The 17,654-nt window shown below is 45.2% G+C and carries 19 protein-coding genes and 1 tRNA gene; 4 read left to right on the forward strand and 16 right to left on the reverse strand.

Features of this window, described 5'->3' with window-relative positions; translation table 11 throughout:
* Window positions 1-124: 124 nt before the first annotated feature.
* Window positions 125-769, forward strand: a complete 645-nt coding sequence (locus M3M39_RS06675; RefSeq protein ID WP_252797070.1) for a DUF1361 domain-containing protein — start codon at window positions 125-127, stop codon at window positions 767-769.
* Window positions 770-817: 48 nt separating this feature from the next.
* Here the strand turns inward: M3M39_RS06675 and murB are convergent, their stop codons facing one another.
* A complete protein-coding gene (murB, locus tag M3M39_RS06680; RefSeq protein WP_252797071.1) occupies window positions 818-1,717 on the reverse strand; it encodes a UDP-N-acetylmuramate dehydrogenase in 900 nt (299 codons plus the stop codon).
* 121 nt (window positions 1,718-1,838) lie between these two features.
* Between murB and M3M39_RS06685 the strand changes: the two genes are divergently transcribed.
* The gene (locus M3M39_RS06685; protein ID WP_252797072.1) at window positions 1,839-2,372 is read left to right on the forward strand and encodes a 3'-5' exonuclease; all 534 of its coding nucleotides are present in this window, start codon (window positions 1,839-1,841) and stop codon (window positions 2,370-2,372) included.
* Window positions 2,373-2,441: 69 nt separating this feature from the next.
* Here M3M39_RS06685 and M3M39_RS06690 read toward each other — a convergent pair whose 3' ends face one another.
* From M3M39_RS06690 to gap, 11 genes are all read right to left on the reverse strand, one after another.
* A complete protein-coding gene (locus tag M3M39_RS06690; RefSeq protein WP_252797073.1) occupies window positions 2,442-2,912 on the reverse strand; it encodes a GNAT family N-acetyltransferase in 471 nt (156 codons plus the stop codon).
* Window positions 2,905-3,381, reverse strand: a complete 477-nt coding sequence (gene tsaE / locus M3M39_RS06695; RefSeq protein ID WP_252797074.1) for a tRNA (adenosine(37)-N6)-threonylcarbamoyltransferase complex ATPase subunit type 1 TsaE — start codon at window positions 3,379-3,381, stop codon at window positions 2,905-2,907. Before tsaE ends, M3M39_RS06690 begins: the two co-directional genes overlap by 8 nt.
* An 8-nt stretch (window positions 3,382-3,389) precedes the next feature.
* Window positions 3,390-4,364, reverse strand: a complete 975-nt coding sequence (gene pta / locus M3M39_RS06700) for a phosphate acetyltransferase (protein WP_252797075.1) — start codon at window positions 4,362-4,364, stop codon at window positions 3,390-3,392.
* A 9-nt stretch (window positions 4,365-4,373) separates the two neighbouring features.
* Window positions 4,374-5,066, reverse strand: a complete 693-nt coding sequence (locus M3M39_RS06705) for a uracil-DNA glycosylase (RefSeq protein WP_252797076.1) — start codon at window positions 5,064-5,066, stop codon at window positions 4,374-4,376.
* Window positions 5,067-5,129: 63 nt separating this feature from the next.
* A complete protein-coding gene (gene smpB, locus M3M39_RS06710) occupies window positions 5,130-5,603 on the reverse strand; it encodes an SsrA-binding protein SmpB (RefSeq protein ID WP_252797077.1) in 474 nt (157 codons plus the stop codon).
* Between the two features lie 12 nt (window positions 5,604-5,615).
* Entirely contained in the window at window positions 5,616-7,955 is a 2,340-nt protein-coding gene (gene rnr / locus M3M39_RS06715) for a ribonuclease R (RefSeq protein WP_252797078.1), read from the reverse strand.
* Between the two features lie 89 nt (window positions 7,956-8,044).
* Window positions 8,045-8,281 carry a preprotein translocase subunit SecG gene (gene secG, locus M3M39_RS06720; protein WP_252797079.1) on the reverse strand — a complete coding sequence of 79 codons (237 nt, stop codon included), beginning with the start codon at window positions 8,279-8,281 and terminating at the stop codon, window positions 8,045-8,047.
* 143 nt (window positions 8,282-8,424) lie between these two features.
* The gene (gene eno, locus M3M39_RS06725) at window positions 8,425-9,744 is read right to left on the reverse strand and encodes a phosphopyruvate hydratase (protein WP_252797080.1); all 1,320 of its coding nucleotides are present in this window, start codon (window positions 9,742-9,744) and stop codon (window positions 8,425-8,427) included.
* 87 nt (window positions 9,745-9,831) lie between these two features.
* Window positions 9,832-10,590 carry a triose-phosphate isomerase gene (gene tpiA, locus M3M39_RS06730; RefSeq protein WP_252797081.1) on the reverse strand — a complete coding sequence of 253 codons (759 nt, stop codon included), beginning with the start codon at window positions 10,588-10,590 and terminating at the stop codon, window positions 9,832-9,834.
* 115 nt (window positions 10,591-10,705) lie between these two features.
* Entirely contained in the window at window positions 10,706-11,923 is a 1,218-nt protein-coding gene (locus tag M3M39_RS06735; RefSeq protein ID WP_252797082.1) for a phosphoglycerate kinase, read from the reverse strand.
* Between the two features lie 103 nt (window positions 11,924-12,026).
* A complete protein-coding gene (gene gap, locus M3M39_RS06740; RefSeq protein WP_252797083.1) occupies window positions 12,027-13,031 on the reverse strand; it encodes a type I glyceraldehyde-3-phosphate dehydrogenase in 1,005 nt (334 codons plus the stop codon).
* Between the two features lie 248 nt (window positions 13,032-13,279).
* On the opposite strand from gap, the gene M3M39_RS06745 reads away from it, so the two are divergent.
* Window positions 13,280-13,351: transfer RNA gene (locus tag M3M39_RS06745), tRNA-Arg, on the forward strand.
* Between the two features lie 91 nt (window positions 13,352-13,442).
* On the opposite strand, the gene M3M39_RS06750 is transcribed toward M3M39_RS06745, so the two are convergent.
* A complete protein-coding gene (locus tag M3M39_RS06750) occupies window positions 13,443-13,949 on the reverse strand; it encodes a phenolic acid decarboxylase (protein ID WP_274705462.1) in 507 nt (168 codons plus the stop codon).
* 169 nt (window positions 13,950-14,118) lie between these two features.
* Here M3M39_RS06750 and clpP point away from each other — a divergent pair, with 169 nt between their 5' ends.
* Window positions 14,119-14,745, forward strand: a complete 627-nt coding sequence (gene clpP, locus M3M39_RS06755; protein ID WP_274705502.1) for an ATP-dependent Clp endopeptidase proteolytic subunit ClpP — start codon at window positions 14,119-14,121, stop codon at window positions 14,743-14,745.
* A gap of 56 nt (window positions 14,746-14,801) precedes the next feature.
* Here the strand turns inward: clpP and whiA are convergent, their stop codons facing one another.
* From whiA to rapZ, 3 genes are read right to left on the reverse strand one after another with little or no spacing between them, the layout of a single operon-like run.
* Entirely contained in the window at window positions 14,802-15,734 is a 933-nt protein-coding gene (gene whiA / locus M3M39_RS06760) for a DNA-binding protein WhiA (protein ID WP_252797085.1), read from the reverse strand.
* Window positions 15,735-15,746: 12 nt separating this feature from the next.
* Complete coding sequence (locus M3M39_RS06765) at window positions 15,747-16,754, reverse strand: gluconeogenesis factor YvcK family protein (protein WP_252797086.1); 1,008 nt, start codon at window positions 16,752-16,754, stop codon at window positions 15,747-15,749.
* A gap of 8 nt (window positions 16,755-16,762) precedes the next feature.
* On the reverse strand, window positions 16,763-17,638 hold the full coding sequence (gene rapZ, locus M3M39_RS06770; RefSeq protein WP_252797087.1) for an RNase adapter RapZ: 876 nt from the start codon (window positions 17,636-17,638) through the stop codon (window positions 16,763-16,765).
* Window positions 17,639-17,654: the final 16 nt, after the last annotated feature.

Consider the following 17,654-nt stretch of genomic DNA (forward strand, 5'->3'; position numbering starts at 1 on the left):
ATAATTATAGCACTCCCCTAGGCGTCTTTAATAGGGAAGAAAGTGGGTTTTAAGAAACATTTTAATAGTTTTTTTTTGCCATTTGCGGTTTAATGGAAGCAGACTATTTTGAGGTGATTGCAATATGACCAGCAGAAAAAAATGGCAAGTCCGCTTATTCTTCATCGTGTGGCTTGTCTTCATCAAACTCTTTATTAAGGACTCGCTCTTTGGATTCCTCCTATTAAACACCTTTTTAGGCTATCTTCCAATTGAACTGAGCTTTCACATCGGCAAGCCCAAACAAAACGTGCTGATTTTTTGGTTCCTCACCCTCGTTTGGATCCTCTTTTATCCAAACGCTCCGTATATCTTAACTGATCTCTTACACCTCTCGTGGCTCCATCCGAACGATATTAACGGCATGTTAAAGTTGGATGGCCACATTTGGTTTTTATATACCTGCCTGCTCATCAGCGCGCTAACCTGTGCCTTTTTAGGTTTTTGGAGTCTGATTCACGTGGCCAAGGCGATTACCGCCAAGCTTCACGTTGCAACCAGTTTCACTACAATGTTAGTTACCTGTGGCTTAATCTTTTTGAGTTCAATCGGGCTCTACATCGGTCGGTTTCTCCGGGTGCATACCGTTTATCTCATTGCTAACCCGAAATTTTACATGCACATGTTCGCAAACATGTGGAATCGAGAAATGTTAATTTTCGTCATTTTAATGACCATCATTCAACTCGTCATTTACTGGATCTACACCATCATGCAGGATCGCGACTAAATGTGAAAAGCCTCCCTCGAGTTACACAATTAACTCAAGGGGGGCTTTTTAATTTGATTCACCGATAATGCGAACTTCCGTTTCTAAGTGAATTCCCGTTTGGCGAAAAACCGTTGCTTGCACATGTTGAATCACGTGCAGGTAGTCAGTTGCCGTGGCGTGATCCACGTTAACAATAAAACCCGCGTGCTTCTTTGAAACTTCAGCACCACCAGCTCGATATCCCTGCAATCCTGCTTCGTGAATTAATTTTCCTGCGAAGTGACCCTTTGGTCGTTTAAAGACACTCCCACAGGACGGGTATTCAAGTGGCTGCTTGGACTTACGTAAGTAGTTTAAATGATTCATCTCGTGTTGAATCAAGCACTTGTTTCCGGGCCGCAATTTAAAGGTCGCAGCGAGGACAATTGCGTCCCGATCTTGAATCGAACTATGCCGATAGCCAAATTCTAGCTGATCATGCGACCAGACCTCAACCGTGTGCTCCTGCGTTAAAACGGTCGCAGATTCTAGCACGTACTCGGTTTCACCTCCATAGGCACCCGCGTTCATAAAAACTCCGCCCCCAATGCTGCCCGGAATTCCCGCCGCAAACTCTAACCCGGTTAACCCGGCTTGTTGTGCCACCTTCGTGGTTTCAATGTAAGCAGCTCCGGCTTCAGCAAGAACCCGGTCTCCATCAACGTGAATAGCATGCATTGCCGTTAAAATAATGGTGAGCCCCCGAATTCCTCCATCCCGGACAATCAGGTTACTAGCGTTCCCCAACACGGTTACGGGCATGTGGAGCTGGTCGGCGTACTGCACCAATTCTTCCACCTGTTGATCAGTTTCTGGAAAGGCCAAAAAGTCAGCTGGTCCACCAGTCTTAGTCCAGGAATAGTGGGCTAATGGTTCGTGCTTTAAAATTTTAAAATCGGTAAATTTAGTGGTTAAATCAACTGTCATCGTCCTGTTTTCCTTTCAGTCATCTTTCTCCATTCTAACACGCTGGTCAGGTGAAAACTACGCAAAAATGGTATACTAAAATCATTGAAACAGCGAGATAACAAGCATAAGGAGAGGTTGCATGAACTTTATTGCCATTGATTTTGAAACCGCGGCGAGTCAACGCGCGAGCGCTTGTTCCGTAGCCCTCACCGTTGTTAGAGACAATCAGGTCGTGGACGAATTTTATTCCTTAATTAATCCTGAGACGTCCTTTAACTGGCGTAACGTCCAGGTTCATGGAATTCACCAGCGCGACGTTCAACAGGCCCCAACGTTTCCCGCCATCTGGGAAATTATCAAACCCTTCTTCAAGCCCCATCGATTGGTAATTGCCCATAACAACCGGTTTGACAATAGCGTTTTAAAAAAGAGTATCGAACGGTATGGGCTTTTAGTGCCCCATTATCAAACCTTGGATACCGTTAAGACTGCCAAACAATTCTATCCAGAATTTCCTAACCATAAGCTAAACACCGTCAGTGAGCGGCTGGGCATTACCCTCAATCACCACCATAATGCCCTTGACGACAGCCGCGCCTGTGCCCAAATTTTACTAACCGAACGGAAACAATTTGGAAGTGCCGCGCTACAACCATTCATAACCAACGTTTAACCAACGACAAACTAAAAACGATCATCCGCCATTCCCCTAATCAGAGTAATTACGAATGATCGTTTTTGCTTATTTCCTCCGGTGCATGGTGATTAGCGTCTCTGTAGTAGCAGTCGTTTGAAATCCTGCCTGGTGGTAAAGGTGTTGCGCCCGGGTATTACTAGGTTTAACCGTTAAGACTAACTCGGATAACTGACTCTGAGTTTCAAACCAGTCCAAGGCCATCTCTAAAAGTGCACTACCTAAGCCCAAGCCCTGGTAGGCATTCAAAACAGCAATCCCGAGCTCCCCAGTGATTGAACTAGTTTGGGTAATCGTGACTAGTCCGATCAACTCGGCTCCAAGCGCTGCCACGACCACCAAGTTCGTGCCAGAGGCGTTTAATCGTTCTAAAGCAGCCGCTTCCGCTGCCGGGGTCTGGTGGTCTAGATTATCATCAACCGTGATTAACTTAGTTTCATGTCGAAGCTGGGCAACCAAGGTTAATAACGCAGTCGCATCAGTAGCGCGAGCAGCCCGTAATTGTACTTCATCACTCATGAGGCAGCTCCAGCTTTGTGAGTAACGTTACAAAGCGGTCGCCATGCGCCCGTAACGTTACATGCCGATAATCAGGAGCAATATCATCCTGCCGATCAATTTGAATTCGTAGGTAATCCGTCGGCAGCTCCTGGGCTGCAAATTGCGACCACTCCACAACACTAACTCCGTCGCTATCAAAGTATTCGTCCAGGCCTAAATCGGCGGCCCCACCGGTCTCAAGCCGGTAAACATCCATGTGGTAGAGGGGCAATCGCCCTGATTGATATTCGCGAATGATGGGGAAACTCGGACTTTTCACCGTTTGCTTAATTCCGAGTCCCCGAGCAATTCCCTTGGTCAGCGTTGTTTTACCGGCTCCGAGGTCTCCATCCAGCAGGATCACGTCCCCTGCTTGCAACTGCTCAGCTAGTTTCCGACCCAATGCCTCCGTTGCTGCCGGCGTGGTGAGCGTTCCTTCCTTTTTCATGGGCAATCTTATAAGGCTTGAGTAGCCGTGATAATGGCTACCTTGTAAACATCAACGGCATTGCAACCGCGAGAAAGGTCAGAAACCGGTTTGTTAAGCCCCTGTAAAATTGGTCCAATGGCTTCAAATTCCCCCAGTCGTTGGGCAATCTTGTAACCAATGTTACCGGATTGGAGATCGGGGAACACAAAGACGGTGGCACCTCCAGCAACAGCTGAATCAGGCGCTTTGGCTTTTGCAACGGCTGGAACAAGGGCAGCATCAAACTGCAATTCTCCGTCTAACGGCAGATCTGGATTTTGTTGCTGTGCAATTTCGGTAGCTTTTTGCACCTTTTCTACTTCGGCTCCCTTGGCTGAACCTTTCGTTGAAAAGCTAAGCATTGCTACTTTAGGATCAACGTCAAACAACTGAGCCGTCTTGGCACTTTCCAGGGCAATTTCAGCTAGCTGATCTTCGTTGGGGTTAATGTTAATCGCACAGTCTGCGAAAATAAAGCGGGCATCCGCTTTTTGCATAATGAATGCGCTACTAATCAAGTTTACATCCGGTTTAGTTTTGATAATTTGGAGGGCTGGTCTAATTGTGTCTCCAGTAGGATGAATGGCCCCAGAGACCATTCCGTCTGCTTGTCCCATGTAGACCATCGTGGTTCCAAAGTAGTTTGGATCCTTTAACCATTCTAGAGCCTCCATTGCAGAGGTTTTACCTCCCCGGCGGTCCACGATGGCTTGCACCATGGCTTCGGTTTGTTCACTATCGATGTTTTGGTAATCCAAAATTTCCACGTCATCAAGGTTTACATTCACCTTGCGAGCGCTTGCCGTGACCTCTGCTTCGGTTCCCAATAAAATGGGTTTAACTAAATCCTCTTCCTGTAAACGGTGCGCAGCGCTGATAATCCGTTCGTCCGTTCCTTCTGGAAAAACAATTCGCGTCCCTTGTCCCTTAATTTTAGCAGTTAAACTTGCAAATAAATCCATGGCGACCTCCTAATTTGTCATTGTTACGTGTTCAGGTAATTGCCAATCAATCGGGGCTTCTCCCATGGCTGTTAGTGCCGCATTGGTTTTTGAAAATGGTCGCGAACCAAAGAAGCCACGATTGGCAGACAGCGGACTGGGATGAGCAGATTGAATCACAACGTTGGTTTCCTGATCAATCAGCTTGATTTTATTACGCGCTGAGCGACCCCACAAAATGAAAACAACTGGTTCTGGACGTTCAGATAGTTTTTGAATCGCATAGTCCGTCAGTTGTTCCCAACCGTGACCCTGGTGTGAAAACGCCTGACCGTCACGGACGGTCAACACCGAGTTGAGGAGTAAGACCCCTTGATCGGCCCAGTGCTTCAAATAGCCATGATTCACTGGTTTAATCCCCAAATCGTTTTCTAATTCTTTATAAATGTTGCGTAACGACGGGGGGACAGCAACGTTTGGTTCCACCGCAAAACTCAATCCAATGGCCTGATGTGGTCCATGGTATGGATCTTGGCCCAAAATAACCACTTTCGTTTCTGAAAATGGCGTCCACTCAAAGGCCTGAAAAATACGTTGCATGGCCGGATAAATGGTCTGGGTCTGGTATTCATGTACCAAAAACTGACGTAATTGCTGGTAGTAAGGCTTTTGAAATTCCGGCTCCAGGACCGGCCACCAGTCGTTATCAATAAACCGTTTCATGTCTGCTCTTTCCTCCCATCCTGCACCTTCATTATAACAAAAAAAAGAACGGTCACCCGTTCTTTAATAATGTTTCATCACCCGATCAATTTGCCGTTGCTGATCGCGGCGCTTGATGGCTTCTCGTTTGTCATAGCTATGTTTCCCTTTGGCCACTCCAATTAAGACCTTGGCAAAGTTATGCTTCAAATACATCTTAAGGGGGACCACCGTTACTCCCTTAGTTTGCACAGCATCCTCAAGGTGTTTAATCTCCTTTTTGTGCAACAATAACTTCCGGTTGCGCAACGGATCGTGATTAAATTGATTCCCCTCGGTGTACTCATTAATGTGGACGTTCATCAGGTAGGCTTCCCCGTTGCGAATGGAAACGAAACCATCCTTCAGGTTGACCCGGCGCTCACGGACCGATTTAATTTCCGTTCCCGTGAGTACCAATCCCGCTTCGTACGTCTGTTCAATGAAATAATCGTGGCGGGCCTTGCGGTTCGTAGCCACCGCGTTATCAGTTTGGGGCTTCCGTTTCGTATGCGCCATTTGCATCAGTCCTTATTTTCGTTTCTGAATTGTAAATTGGTGTTTATGATCCTGCTTCTGATTGGGCTTTTGATTGTTGTGATTGCGGTGTTGGTTAGAACCATTACGATTTCCTGGACGCCGACTATCATTGTTATACCGCCGTTTTTGGTTACTGTGATGTGCTCGTTTAGGTAGCAGCTCACTGGTAGGCGTTTTTTCTGGATCAACGATTTCAAAGTCGACCGTACTCTGATCCACGTCAACTCCCACACACTTGACCCGCACGTCTTGACCAATCTTAAAGGTCCGTTTTGTATTCCGACCCACGAGCGCCATGTATTTTTCCACGTATTCGTAATAGTCATCGGTCATCCGGCTGATGTGAACCAGTCCTTCGACCGTATTTGGCAACTCAATGAAGGCCCCAAATTTCAACACGGAGCTCACTACCCCATCAAATTCTTCGCCAATCTTGTTGCTCATGTACTCAGCTTTCATCATGGCATCAACGTCACGTTCCGTATCTACGGCCCGCCGTTCCGTTTCAGAAGCATGCACGGCAATATCGCTTACCACGTCAGCATAAGTTTGCTTAGTTTGGTCATTAATGCCGTGGTCTTCATAGTAATGAATCAAGCGGTGAATAAACATATCAGGGTACCGACGAATTGGGGAAGTAAAGTGCGTGTAATACTTAGCTCCCAACCCAAAGTGCCCAACACACTTTTCATTATACTTAGCCTGTTGCATGCTCCGCAACAGCATCACGGAAACCACGGCTTCTTCGGGTTTTCCTTCGACCTTGGTCAAAATGTTTTGCAACGTCTTCGGTTGTAAGTGATCCGGATCGGCTTTGACGTTAATTCCAAAGGCCGTTAAGAATTCAAAGAAGTCCTTAATCCTGGTTGGATCTGGATTTTCGTGAATTCGGTAGATGAACGGAACCTTTGACTTATGGTAAGTCTCTGCCACCGTTTCGTTAGCAGCTAGCATGAATGATTCAATTAACCGTTCGGCCGTTCCCCGGGTCCGAACTTGAATGTCAATCGGGTGCCCGGCTTCGTCTACGATAATTTTAGCTTCATCATCAGCAAAATCGATTGCGCCCCGGCGCCGCCGCGCCTTGTACAGAATCTGGTGCAACTCGTTCATGGTTTCAAACATCGGCACCAAACCAGCGTAGTGCGCCCGGGTTTCTGGATCATGATTTTCCAAAATCTCGTTAACAGCGTTGTAGGTCATGCGCGCCGCGGACTTCATTACACTAGGGTGAATCCGGGATTTAATGACCCGCCCCTGGGGTGTAATTTCCATTTCACAACTCATACACAACCGGAGTTCGCCCTCGTTTAGAGAACAAATTCCGTTTGATAAACGACGGGGCAGCATAGGAATAACCCGGTCAGTTAAGTAAACGGAAGTCCCCCGCTTGTAGGCTTCTTCGTCTAACAAGCTCCCAGGTTTTACGTAGTGACTCACGTCTGCGATGTGAACCCCTAAGTGATAATTCCCATTAGGTAACTTCCAGGCGGTTACGGCATCATCCAAGTCCTTAGATTCTTCGGCATCAATCGTAACGAGATCCTGATCGGTAATGTCTTCGCGTCCTTTTGTTTCTTCGGGGAGCACGTGATCTGGAATTTCATCCGCAGCCTCAAGCACGTCCTCTGGAAATTGGGAAGGAACGTCATTCGCATAGACAATTTGGAGAATATCAATTCCCGGATCATCAACACTCCCGATCACCTGCTTGGCCACACCGACCATGTAATCTGGATGTTTAGCATTTGGATATTCGGTAATATCGGCCGTTATCACTTCTCCGGGCGTCGGGTGTAACCCTGCATCGGCTACGTAAAATTTCATTCCGGTTAATTTCTTGTCCCGGAGTTTTACCTGACCAAGGTAGCCCAAGTCATCGTCAGTTTTTAAAAATTCACCCACCACGTGATCGTAGTGGTGATCAACAATTTCAACGACTTTTCCCTGGGGCCCTCGATCGGAGTTCTTTTGGGATCCCTTGGTGATTTGCATCTGGACCTTATCCAGATTCATCGCTTTCATGGTGTCATCGGGAGCAATAAAGGCATCCGGCAACTGTTCGTCGTAGGCTACGAACCCAAATCCCTTCGGATTAGAGTGAAAAACCCCCTCGTGTGAGAGTTCTTGCGGGTTAATTTTGAAATTGCCGTCGTTAGTCACCACGACCACACGCGCCCGTTCTAATTCAGCTAGTTCTTGCACGATTAGTTTAAAGGCCGCTGAGCCATGGTAGCGGAGTTGATCCGCAATTTTTTCCACGTCAAACTGTTCATTTGGATGCGTTTGGAGCAGTTCAGCGATTTCTTGTTGTAATTTATTATCTTGCACGTTAATTTCCTCTTTTTTCTCTTACTTGCACTGCTAGTCTAGCCGGAATTGTATAAAAAAAGCCCCTGTAAGCAACAGGAGTTTTTTAATTAATGTTGCGCAATCCACATTAAAACGAGGGCGATCGCAAAGAACAAAATTCCTAATCCCACCGTTACTTTTTGGATAAATGATTCAAAGCCCCGGGATTTTGATTCTGAAAATAGGTCGCTAGCCCCACCGGTAAATGATGCCATGGCATCGTTATTCTTGGAAGGTTGCATTAACACGGCTACAATAATGAGCACGCTTACGATCCACAGGATAATCATCAATACATTAGTCACAAAAATTCCTCCTAGACAGTTATTCACGGTCTAACAATTCATGTTTTCAATTATAACACAACCACTCTAATGATTCTAACGTGGAGGAAACTTTTGCAAAAGAAAAAGCCGTTAGCAACCGCTAACGACTTTTAAAGGGTAATTTACTTGTTGATGATGTTTTCGCGAGCATCGTAGTCCAAGTTGTAGAAGGAGTGAATTCCTTTGTATTGAGCAACTGAACCTAATTGGTCTTCGATTCTCATCAATTGGTTGTACTTGGCAATCCGTTCGCCCCGGCTCATGGAACCAGTCTTGATTTGACCAGCGTTTAAGGCAACAACTAAGTCAGCAATCGTGGTGTCTTCCGTTTCACCAGAACGGTGGGAAATGATGGCCGTGTAGCCGGCTTCCTTAGCCATGTTAACGGCGTTAACCGTTTCAGTTAAGGTTCCAATTTGGTTTAACTTGATCAAGATCGAGTTAGCCACGTGCATCTTAATTCCCTTTTCAAGGTATTCAGTGTTCGTTACGAAGAGGTCGTCTCCCACGATTTGCACTTTCTTACCTAATTCAGCAGTAGCAACCTTCCAGTCTTCCCATTCGTTTTCGTCCAATGGGTCTTCGATGGAGATGATTGGGTACTTTTCAACTAAGGAATCAAGCAAGGCCACGAATTCAGAAGCAGTGTAAGACTTGCCGTCTCCCACTAAATCATACTTCTTCGTTTCCGTGTTGTAGAATTCAGAAGCAGCACAGTCAAAGGCAATGCAGATGTCCTTGCCAGGCTTGTAACCAGCTCGTTCAATGGCTTCTACCAAAATTTCAAATGGCTCTTCGTTGTTCTTCAGGTTAGGAGCAAATCCACCTTCATCACCAACGGCCGTGGAGTAACCACGTTCATTTAAGATAGCCTTTAAGTTGTGGAACGTTTCAGAACCCATCCGGACGGCTTCACGTAACGTTGGAGCACCAACTGGCATAATCATAAATTCTTGGAAGTCAACCTTGTTGTTGGCGTGCTTTCCACCATTGATAACGTTCATCATTGGAGTTGGTAAGACGTGAGCGTCAAATCCACCCAAGTAGTTGTATAAAGGAGTGCCTAATTCATCAGCAGCTGCACGAGCAACGGCGATGGAAACGGCTAAAATTGCGTTGGCACCTAACTTAGCTTTGTTAGGAGTACCGTCTAACTTAATCATGGCTTGGTCAATGCCAAGTTGATCAGTAACATCGTAACCGATAACTTCCTTAGCGATCTTATCGTTTACGTTAGCAACGGCCTTCGTCACCCCTTTACCCATAAAGCGGTTTTTGTCGCCATCACGTAATTCAACGGCTTCGTGTTCACCAGTTGAGGCACCAGAAGGAACGATTCCGCGTCCCATTGCGCCGTCTTCAGTGTAAACTTCAGCTTCAACCGTTGGATTACCACGAGAGTCAAGGACTTCACGTGCATATACATCAGAAATAATTGACATAGTAAATCTCCTTAGTAGTTTAATATACTATTTCTATCCACCTAAATTTTACAGTTTTAAAAATCACTTTGCAAATGATTTCACCAACTATTTTAAATGGTTAAAGTTAGCAAGCTTTGTAAATTCATCCGTAGTTAAACTAGCTTTCCCGGCCAGCACCCCGTCGATGTCTGGTTGTTTCATGAGTTCCCGAATGTTTTCGTGGTTAACACTACCACCGTATAAAATCCGAACCTGATTAGCAATTTGGTCAGAATAAATATCAGCAATGGTCTGCCGAATCAAATAACAACCTTCCTCAGCAGCATCGGCCGGAGCGGTATGTCCCGTTCCGATGGCCCAGCTTGGTTCGTAAGCAACCACTGCTTTTTTCACGTCATCAGCATCTAAACCACGAATAGCAGCCGTAACCTGGTTCACCATCCAGGAAATGTGATCCCCAATTTCATAGCGACCCATCGTTTCGTCACAACAGATAATCGGCAACATGTGGTTCCGGTAAACGGCATGAACCTTTTTATTCACAATTTCATCAGTTTCATGAAAGTATTTGCGCCGTTCTGAATGACCCACAATGCTGTACTTGATGCCCATCTCACTTAGCGCCTTGGGACTCACCTCACCGGTATAAGCCCCTTCATCTTCGTAAAAACAGTTTTCCGCAGCAACTAGTAACGGACTATGGTTGTGCTCCTGCATTGTTTGTAAAAACAACGGGGAGGCAGCCAGAACCGTTTCCACCTCGCTACTAGGGGGTAACTCAGTTTGAATTTCATCAATAAACTGAGCGGCCTCCGCAAGCGATAAATTCATTTTCCAGTTACCACCAATAAAGGGAGTTCTCATTTTCTCTTTCTCCTCTCGTTTCATTAGTTTAATTTTAGCGGAAATCTCCCCAAATAACTAGCAATCTCTCCAAAGAAAAAAGACCGATGCTAAATTGCACCGGTCTTTTTTGGAATTAATCTTTATTTGAAACACAAGCAATTCCTGGTAAAGTCTTTCCTTCCAAGTATTCCAAGGAAGCTCCCCCACCAGTAGAGATGTGAGTTAACTTGTCAGCAACGCCGAGTTCTTTCACGGCAGCAGTTGAGTCTCCTCCACCAACGATGGTGGTAGCATCCTTCAAAGTCCCAAGGTAACGACCAATTGCGAGCGTACCTTCGGCAAAGTTTGGCATTTCAAAGACACCCATTGGTCCGTTCCAAACCACCGTCTTAGCGTCCTTTAAGACGTCTTCAAACAGTTGAATTGATTTTGGTCCAATGTCTAAGGCCATCATGCCATCCGGAATTGAACCATCCACGACTTTGGTGTTGGCATCGTTTGCAAACTTGTCAGCACAAACGGAATCCACGGGCAGCACAATCTTGTCGCCACCCTTTTTCAGAATTTCTTTGGCAACGTCAATCTTGTCTTTTTCGACTAATGAGTTTCCAACGCCAATTCCCTTAGCAGCGTAGAAAGTGTAGGTCATTCCCCCACCGATGATGATCTTATCGGCCTTATCTAAGAGGTGATCAATCACACCGATCTTATCGGAAACCTTAGCACCCCCTAAGATAGCTACGAATGGGTGTTTTGGATTATCAACCGCATTTCCTAAGAACTTGATTTCTTTTTCTAATAAGAAACCAGCGGCAACTGGCTTGCCAGCTTTTTCCATTGCCGTCGCAATTCCTACGTTAGAAGCATGGCTCCGGTGAGCAGTCCCGAAAGCATCGTTTACAAAAACGTCGCCAAGGGAAGCCCAGTATTCGCCAAGTTTAGGATCATTGCCAGATTCACGTTTAACCTGTTCGCCGTTAATGACATCTTGGTAACGAGTATTTTCAGCTAGTAGGACTTGCCCATCTTGCATGTTGTCGATGGCTTCTTCTAGTTGGGGTCCTTCGTTCACTGGAACAAAGGTTACTGGTTTCCCCAATAATTTGGATAACTTTTCTGCTACCGGACGTAATGATAATCCAGGCTTGTCATCTTCAGATTTAATCCGACCCAAGTGAGAGAACAAGATGGCTTTGCCACCGTGATCAATCACGTATTTAATGGAAGGTAAAGCGGCTACGATTCGGTTATCGTCTCCAACTACACCATCTTTAATCGGCACGTTGAAATCAACCCGCATTAAGACTTTTTTATCTTTGAGATCTAAATCATCAATGATTAATTTACTCATGCTGTGTTTCCTCCTCTTGATCCCTTGATTAGTAAAAAAGCGGGGGAGGTTTCCCCTCCTCCGCCTTTTCAATCACATACAGTTCATTGAACTAGTGGTTAAATTACATCGTAGCGAACTTAAGTAAAGTCCGAACCATGTTGCAAGTGAAACCCCATTCGTTATCGTACCAAGCGACCGTCTTAACTAATTGTAAACCATCGTTTTCAACGATTTCAGTTTGGTTAGGATCGAAAATGGAACCGTGGTCATCATCAACGATGTCTGAAGATACGATGAAGTCGTCGTTGTAACCAAAGGCTTCGTTTTCGTGGCTCTTCATAGCGTCGTTAACTTCGTCAACCGTAACGTTCTTGTCTAGAACAGTTACTAATTCAGTTAAGGAACCATCGATAGTAGCAACCCGTTGTGCGTGACCCTTCAAAGCACCATCAAGTTCTGGGATAACTAAACCAATAGCTTTAGCAGCACCAGAACTGTGAGGAATCGTGTTAACGGCAGCAGCACGGTTGTTAGCAAACTTAGCACTCCGTGGACCATCTTGCAATGCTTGAGTAGCAGTGTAAGCGTGGACAGTGGTCATAGTACCAACCTTAACACCGAAGTCTTTGTTTAACCAGTAAGCCATAGGTGCTAAACAACTAGTAGTACATGAACCAGCAGAAACGATCTTATCGTCTTGGCTCAAGACATCCAAGTTAACACCAGGAACAACAGTAGTAATGTCACCAGCAGGAGCTGAAATCAATACTCGTTTTGCACCAGCGTCCAAGTGAGCTTGTGATTTTTCTTTGGAAGTGTAGAAACCAGTACATTCAAGTACGAAGTCAACACCATCGTTCTTAACCCAAGGAATGTTCTTAGCATCACGTTCTGCGTAAACAGGAATGCGCTTACCATCAACGATGATTGCATCTTCAGTTGATTCAACTTTACCAGGGAAACGACCGTGAACAGAGTCATACTTCAATAAGTAAGCCAACATTGAAGGGGTAGTTAAGTCGTTAATTGCAGCAACTTCGATCCCTTCAGCGCCAAGTTCGTGAATCCGACGGAATGCAAGACGACCAATTCGTCCGAAACCATTAATACCAATCTTTGTAGTCATAATCGGCTTCCTCCTTCAGGAATATCTAATTTTTAATACGTAATTATATTACCACTTTTGTCAGGAAATGTCAGTGATTCCTACTCGCTGATCAAGCGGTAACCGATAATCACCGTATTAGTAGCCGGTCGCTGGCCAACTACGGTTTTTAGTATAGCAAAAGCGGCTTTGAATGCAAAATAAACCGTTTTTAAATTAGGGGTTGATTATTTGGTATGAATCGTTTAATATAATAAGAGTGTTTTGACGCGCCACTAGTGTAATGGATAGCACGTAAGATTCCGGTTCTTGAGATGGGGGTTCGATTCCCTCGTGGCGCATTTATAATAAAAAGAGAGGTTGCTTAAGCAGCCTCTCTTTTTATTTATTTTAAAAATAAGCTATTTTTTCACTAAAAAATATGACCAACCATTAAATTTTTTTGGTTCTAATATCTTCAACCATTCCTGAGTAAGGAGCTTGGTTGATTACACTTTCATCATTACTTCCTCGTTGCCGCTTAACGGTAATCGTTGAAAACTCAGAAACGACCGTTTTCGGATAAGTGGAGTACTTTTCTCGAGCCTCATGCATCTGCTCAAGATAATCATTTTGATAACAAACTGTAATTTCTGGATGTTCATCAACCCACTTGGGAAAAAAGATTTCCCCGTGCGTTTTATTTTCATTGGGCATGAAGTCCAAGGATACATCAGTTCCAGTGGGTTCCGTCCAAACCACCTTAAAAATTCCCGGAGCCAGTTCTATCAGATTAACGGTTTGATTTTTAACCCAACGTCCCCCCACGATACCACTATGGATCCGGTAATCAATTTTATTGGCATTTTTAATGTAAATTTCATACTCCCATCCATTATCATAAGTATAAATTAATTGCATTCCAATAAAATCCTGCAGAGTGATAATTTCACGATTCATCTTTAATAATTCCTTTCTAAATTATTTTACATTATAAATTTTACACTAATAAATCATTAAGAGTGGCTTAAAAAATAAAAACTTACTTTTTAAACATGATTTTTAAGCTCTTTGTTTGACCTTGATTGACCATCATTGTAAGATAAACTCACGAATTCAAAAAATTCTAATTAAATTTAAAACAGAAAGAGAGGATTCAACTATGCCATTAGTTCCAACTGTCGTTGAAAACTCACCACAAGGTGAACGCGCATATGACATCTACTCACGCTTACTGAAAGACCGGATCGTTATGCTTTCCGGAGAAATTGAAGATAACATGGCCAACGCCGTGATTGCCCAGTTACTGTTCTTGGATGCCCAAGACTCTGACAAGGACATTTATCTCTACATTAACTCTCCTGGTGGTGTGATTACTTCCGGGATGGCCATCTACGATACCATGAACTTCATCAAAGCCGACGTGCAAACGATCGTCATGGGGATGGCCGCTTCTATGGCCAGTGTTTTGGCTACGGCCGGTGCCAAAGGAAAACGGTTTGCATTACCACACGCCCAAATCATGATTCACCAACCATCTGGTGGAGCTCAAGGGCAACAAACTGAAATTGAGATTGCTGCCAAAGAAATTCTGCGGGCTCGGAAAATGATTAACGAACTCTTAGCAGAACATTCTGGTCAACCACTTTCAAAGATTAACCGTGATACAGAACGGGATAATTACTTAACCGCTCCTGAAGCAGTTGACTACGGATTGATTGACGGCATCATGAAAAATAGTTCCGATAAAAAATAACGCTTAGCAAAAAGGCAGCGAGAAAATTTTCTCGCTGCCTTTTTTGTTTACCATTTTTAGAGTTCTGCTCGTAACTTTTCGGCATAATCATTAATTTTATGAAGCCGATGATTCACTCCCGATTTAGAGATGGGCCCATTTTCCACCAGTTCCCCGAGTTCCTTTAAACTAACTTCCTGATTCTTCAACCGGGTTTCAGCTACATCCCGAAGCTTGGGCGGTAAAGCATCCAGGCCCACCCGCTCTTCAATCAGTTGAATGTTTTCAATCTGTCGGGTTGAGGCGTTGGCCACCTTATTCATATTGGCATTTTCACAGTTGACCAGTCTGTTCACAGAGTTCCGCATGTCGCGCACAATCCGAATGTCCTCAAATTTTAACATGGCATTCGTTGCCCCAATCAATTGCAAAAAGTCCGCAATTTTTTCGGCTTCTTTGAGGTAGACAATGTACCCACTCCGCCGTTTGGTCTGCTTGGCTCCCAAGTGATACTGGTTCATCATCTCGGTTAACATCTCACTGTGATCTTCGTAGAGGGAGTAGATTTCCAAGTGGTACCGTGAGGTTTGTGGATTATTAACCGATCCTCCCGCTAAAAAGGCCCCCCGAAGGTAGGAACGAACCTGCAGGTCATCTTGTAACAATTCGACCGGTACCCGTTCTAAAATCTGGTAGTGGTCCAAGATGCCAAGGTCATCCAAAATGGGCTCTACCCGTTGCTGGAGCCGGACCACGTAGAGGTTATTCTTTTTAAGTTTCATCTTTTTTCGAACCACAACGCTGGCCTTCACCTGATAAAACTGCAACAACAAACGATAGATGCGTTGCGCAATGGCCGAGTTTTCCGACTGCACTTCTAACGAGAAGTGTTGATTGGATAATGTCAGCGTTCCATTCATCCGAATCAAAGCCATCAATTCTGCTTTGGCATTGGTGCGATGCACCTCTAACCGGGTCAGTTCTTTTTTGACATCACTTGCATATGACATCGCGCGACCCTCCTAATGATTAAATTTTGGTTGGCCGAGTAACCGAATCAATTCGTTAGAAACCAATTGACCATTATGAAACGCTCCATGATCCTTGAGTTCTAAAAAATCAGATGAAATCACCCGGCAGCCCAAATCCTTGAGCCCCTGGTAGTCATGGCCCACCGGTTGGGATTCGTCTCCCCACCGTTGGTGATCAATGTAACTAGCGGGGACGGGCCGATTATTAACCAACACCGTGTTAACAAACTGTTGCCCTAATTGCCGGTCTAGCACCCGCACGTGATCGGCATCCGTAAAGTGGTCCGTCTCCCCTTTTTGGGTCATGATGTTACAGATGTACACCACTTCGGCACTGGTTTTCTTCACTGCTTGTCCGACGTTACTAACCATCAGATTCGGTAAGATACTGGTGTACAAACTCCCGGGTCCCAGCACAATTTGATCTGCATTCATGATGGCATCGATCACATCGGGAACGGCCTCTGGTTGATGATCATCGGTCGGTGACTCTACCCAGACCCGTTTTACTAACTTTTGTGCCGCAGTAATTTCGGCTTCTCCGGCCAATTGACTCCCATCGCTAAATTCAGCATGAAGCACTAGTTCTTCGTCACAAACTGGGTAAACGTGACCATCGACCTGCATCATTCGGGTTAATTCCTGCACCGCTGCAAAAAAGCCTCCCTCCATCTCTGAGAGTGCCGTAATGATTAAGTTTCCAATCGCATGCCCCGACAAAAACTTGTCAGAAGACTTAAACCGATACTGAAAAATATCCAGGTAAAGTTCCGGTAACGTTGACAAAGCTACCAACACGTTGCGAATGTCGCCTGGCGGTAACACGTTGATGTAATTTCGCAGGATTCCAGACGAACCCCCGTCATCGGCCACCGTTACGATCGCCGTAATGTCCACATCTCGTTTTTTCAGGTTGCGTAGGATCACGGGCAAACCGGTCCCTCCGCCAATCACCACCATGCGGGGGCGATCAATTCGTTTTGCAACTTTATCTACCATTGCAGTTCCTATGCTCCTTTATGTCGTTCGATGTCACGGTGGGTTACGTTAACTACATAACCCAGTTTCCGTAAATGGCTGGCGAACCGTTCGGTCATTGCAACCGACCGGTGTTGACCCCCGGTACAACCGATGGCAATCGTTTCACTAGCCTTAGAACTCTGGCGAATCCGGGGCAGTTCAAATTCCAATAAATCAAGGGCCTTAGTAAAGAATTCCTCGGCACTATCCTGCTGCATAACGTAATCATACACCGGCTGGTCTTTGCCAGTTTGGTCGCGCAACTTTGGTAAGTAATACGGGTTGGCCAAAAAACGGACGTCAAACGTCATGTCAGCATCCAACGGCAACCCGTATTTAAACCCAAATGACATTAACTCAACGTGAAAACGGGGAAAGTCACGCTGTTCAAACCGCGCAATAATTTTTGCTTTTAAATCCTGTGGCTTCAAATCAGTGGTATCAATGACCCAGCTAGCGTTAGCGCGCACTGATTTTAACAACTGCCGTTCTTTTTCAATTCCATCCACAACCCGACCGTTCCGAGCTAACGGGTGATCTCTACGACTTTCTTCGTAACGAGAGACCAACTTTTCCGTGTCAGCATCCAAAAAGAGAACTGCTTCGCGTTCATCATGCCGTTTAGCAATCTCAAGCAGAGTCTGCACTACGGCCTGGCTGGATTCCGCTGACCGCAAGTCTAAGACCACGGCTACTTGATTAATCTCACTGGAGGTTCGCAGTAATTCCGTAAACTTTCCCATTAAAGCGGTGGGCAGGTTATCCACACAAAAGTACCCCAAGTCTTCAAAAGTTTGCAGGGCCTTGGTTTTTCCCGCTCCACTCATTCCGGTTATGATTACCAACTGATCATCTGTACGCATTGTAATCTCCTCCAAA

Source organism: Fructilactobacillus hinvesii (assembly GCF_024029435.1).
Taxonomy (GTDB): domain Bacteria; phylum Bacillota; class Bacilli; order Lactobacillales; family Lactobacillaceae; genus Fructilactobacillus; species Fructilactobacillus hinvesii.

What these genes read in the sequence shown, in the direction of transcription:
- M3M39_RS06675 (WP_252797070.1), top strand. Translation starts at nt 125, where the DNA reads ATGACCAGCAGAAAAAAATGGCAAGTCCGCTTATTCTTCATCGTGTGG.
- murB (WP_252797071.1), bottom strand. Translation starts at nt 1,717, where the DNA reads ATGACAGTTGATTTAACCACTAAATTTACCGATTTTAAAATTTTAAAG.
- M3M39_RS06685 (WP_252797072.1), top strand. Translation starts at nt 1,839, where the DNA reads ATGAACTTTATTGCCATTGATTTTGAAACCGCGGCGAGTCAACGCGCG.
- M3M39_RS06690 (WP_252797073.1), bottom strand. Translation starts at nt 2,912, where the DNA reads ATGAGTGATGAAGTACAATTACGGGCTGCTCGCGCTACTGATGCGACT.
- tsaE (WP_252797074.1), bottom strand. Translation starts at nt 3,381, where the DNA reads ATGAAAAAGGAAGGAACGCTCACCACGCCGGCAGCAACGGAGGCATTG.
- pta (WP_252797075.1), bottom strand. Translation starts at nt 4,364, where the DNA reads ATGGATTTATTTGCAAGTTTAACTGCTAAAATTAAGGGACAAGGGACG.
- M3M39_RS06705 (WP_252797076.1), bottom strand. Translation starts at nt 5,066, where the DNA reads ATGAAACGGTTTATTGATAACGACTGGTGGCCGGTCCTGGAGCCGGAA.
- smpB (WP_252797077.1), bottom strand. Translation starts at nt 5,603, where the DNA reads ATGGCGCATACGAAACGGAAGCCCCAAACTGATAACGCGGTGGCTACG.
- eno (WP_252797080.1), bottom strand. Translation starts at nt 9,744, where the DNA reads ATGTCAATTATTTCTGATGTATATGCACGTGAAGTCCTTGACTCTCGT.
- tpiA (WP_252797081.1), bottom strand. Translation starts at nt 10,590, where the DNA reads ATGAGAACTCCCTTTATTGGTGGTAACTGGAAAATGAATTTATCGCTT.
- M3M39_RS06735 (WP_252797082.1), bottom strand. Translation starts at nt 11,923, where the DNA reads ATGAGTAAATTAATCATTGATGATTTAGATCTCAAAGATAAAAAAGTC.
- gap (WP_252797083.1), bottom strand. Translation starts at nt 13,031, where the DNA reads ATGACTACAAAGATTGGTATTAATGGTTTCGGACGAATTGGTCGTCTT.
- M3M39_RS06750 (WP_274705462.1), bottom strand. Translation starts at nt 13,949, where the DNA reads ATGAATCGTGAAATTATCACTCTGCAGGATTTTATTGGAATGCAATTA.
- whiA (WP_252797085.1), bottom strand. Translation starts at nt 15,734, where the DNA reads ATGTCATATGCAAGTGATGTCAAAAAAGAACTGACCCGGTTAGAGGTG.
- M3M39_RS06765 (WP_252797086.1), bottom strand. Translation starts at nt 16,754, where the DNA reads ATGGTAGATAAAGTTGCAAAACGAATTGATCGCCCCCGCATGGTGGTG.
- rapZ (WP_252797087.1), bottom strand. Translation starts at nt 17,638, where the DNA reads ATGCGTACAGATGATCAGTTGGTAATCATAACCGGAATGAGTGGAGCG.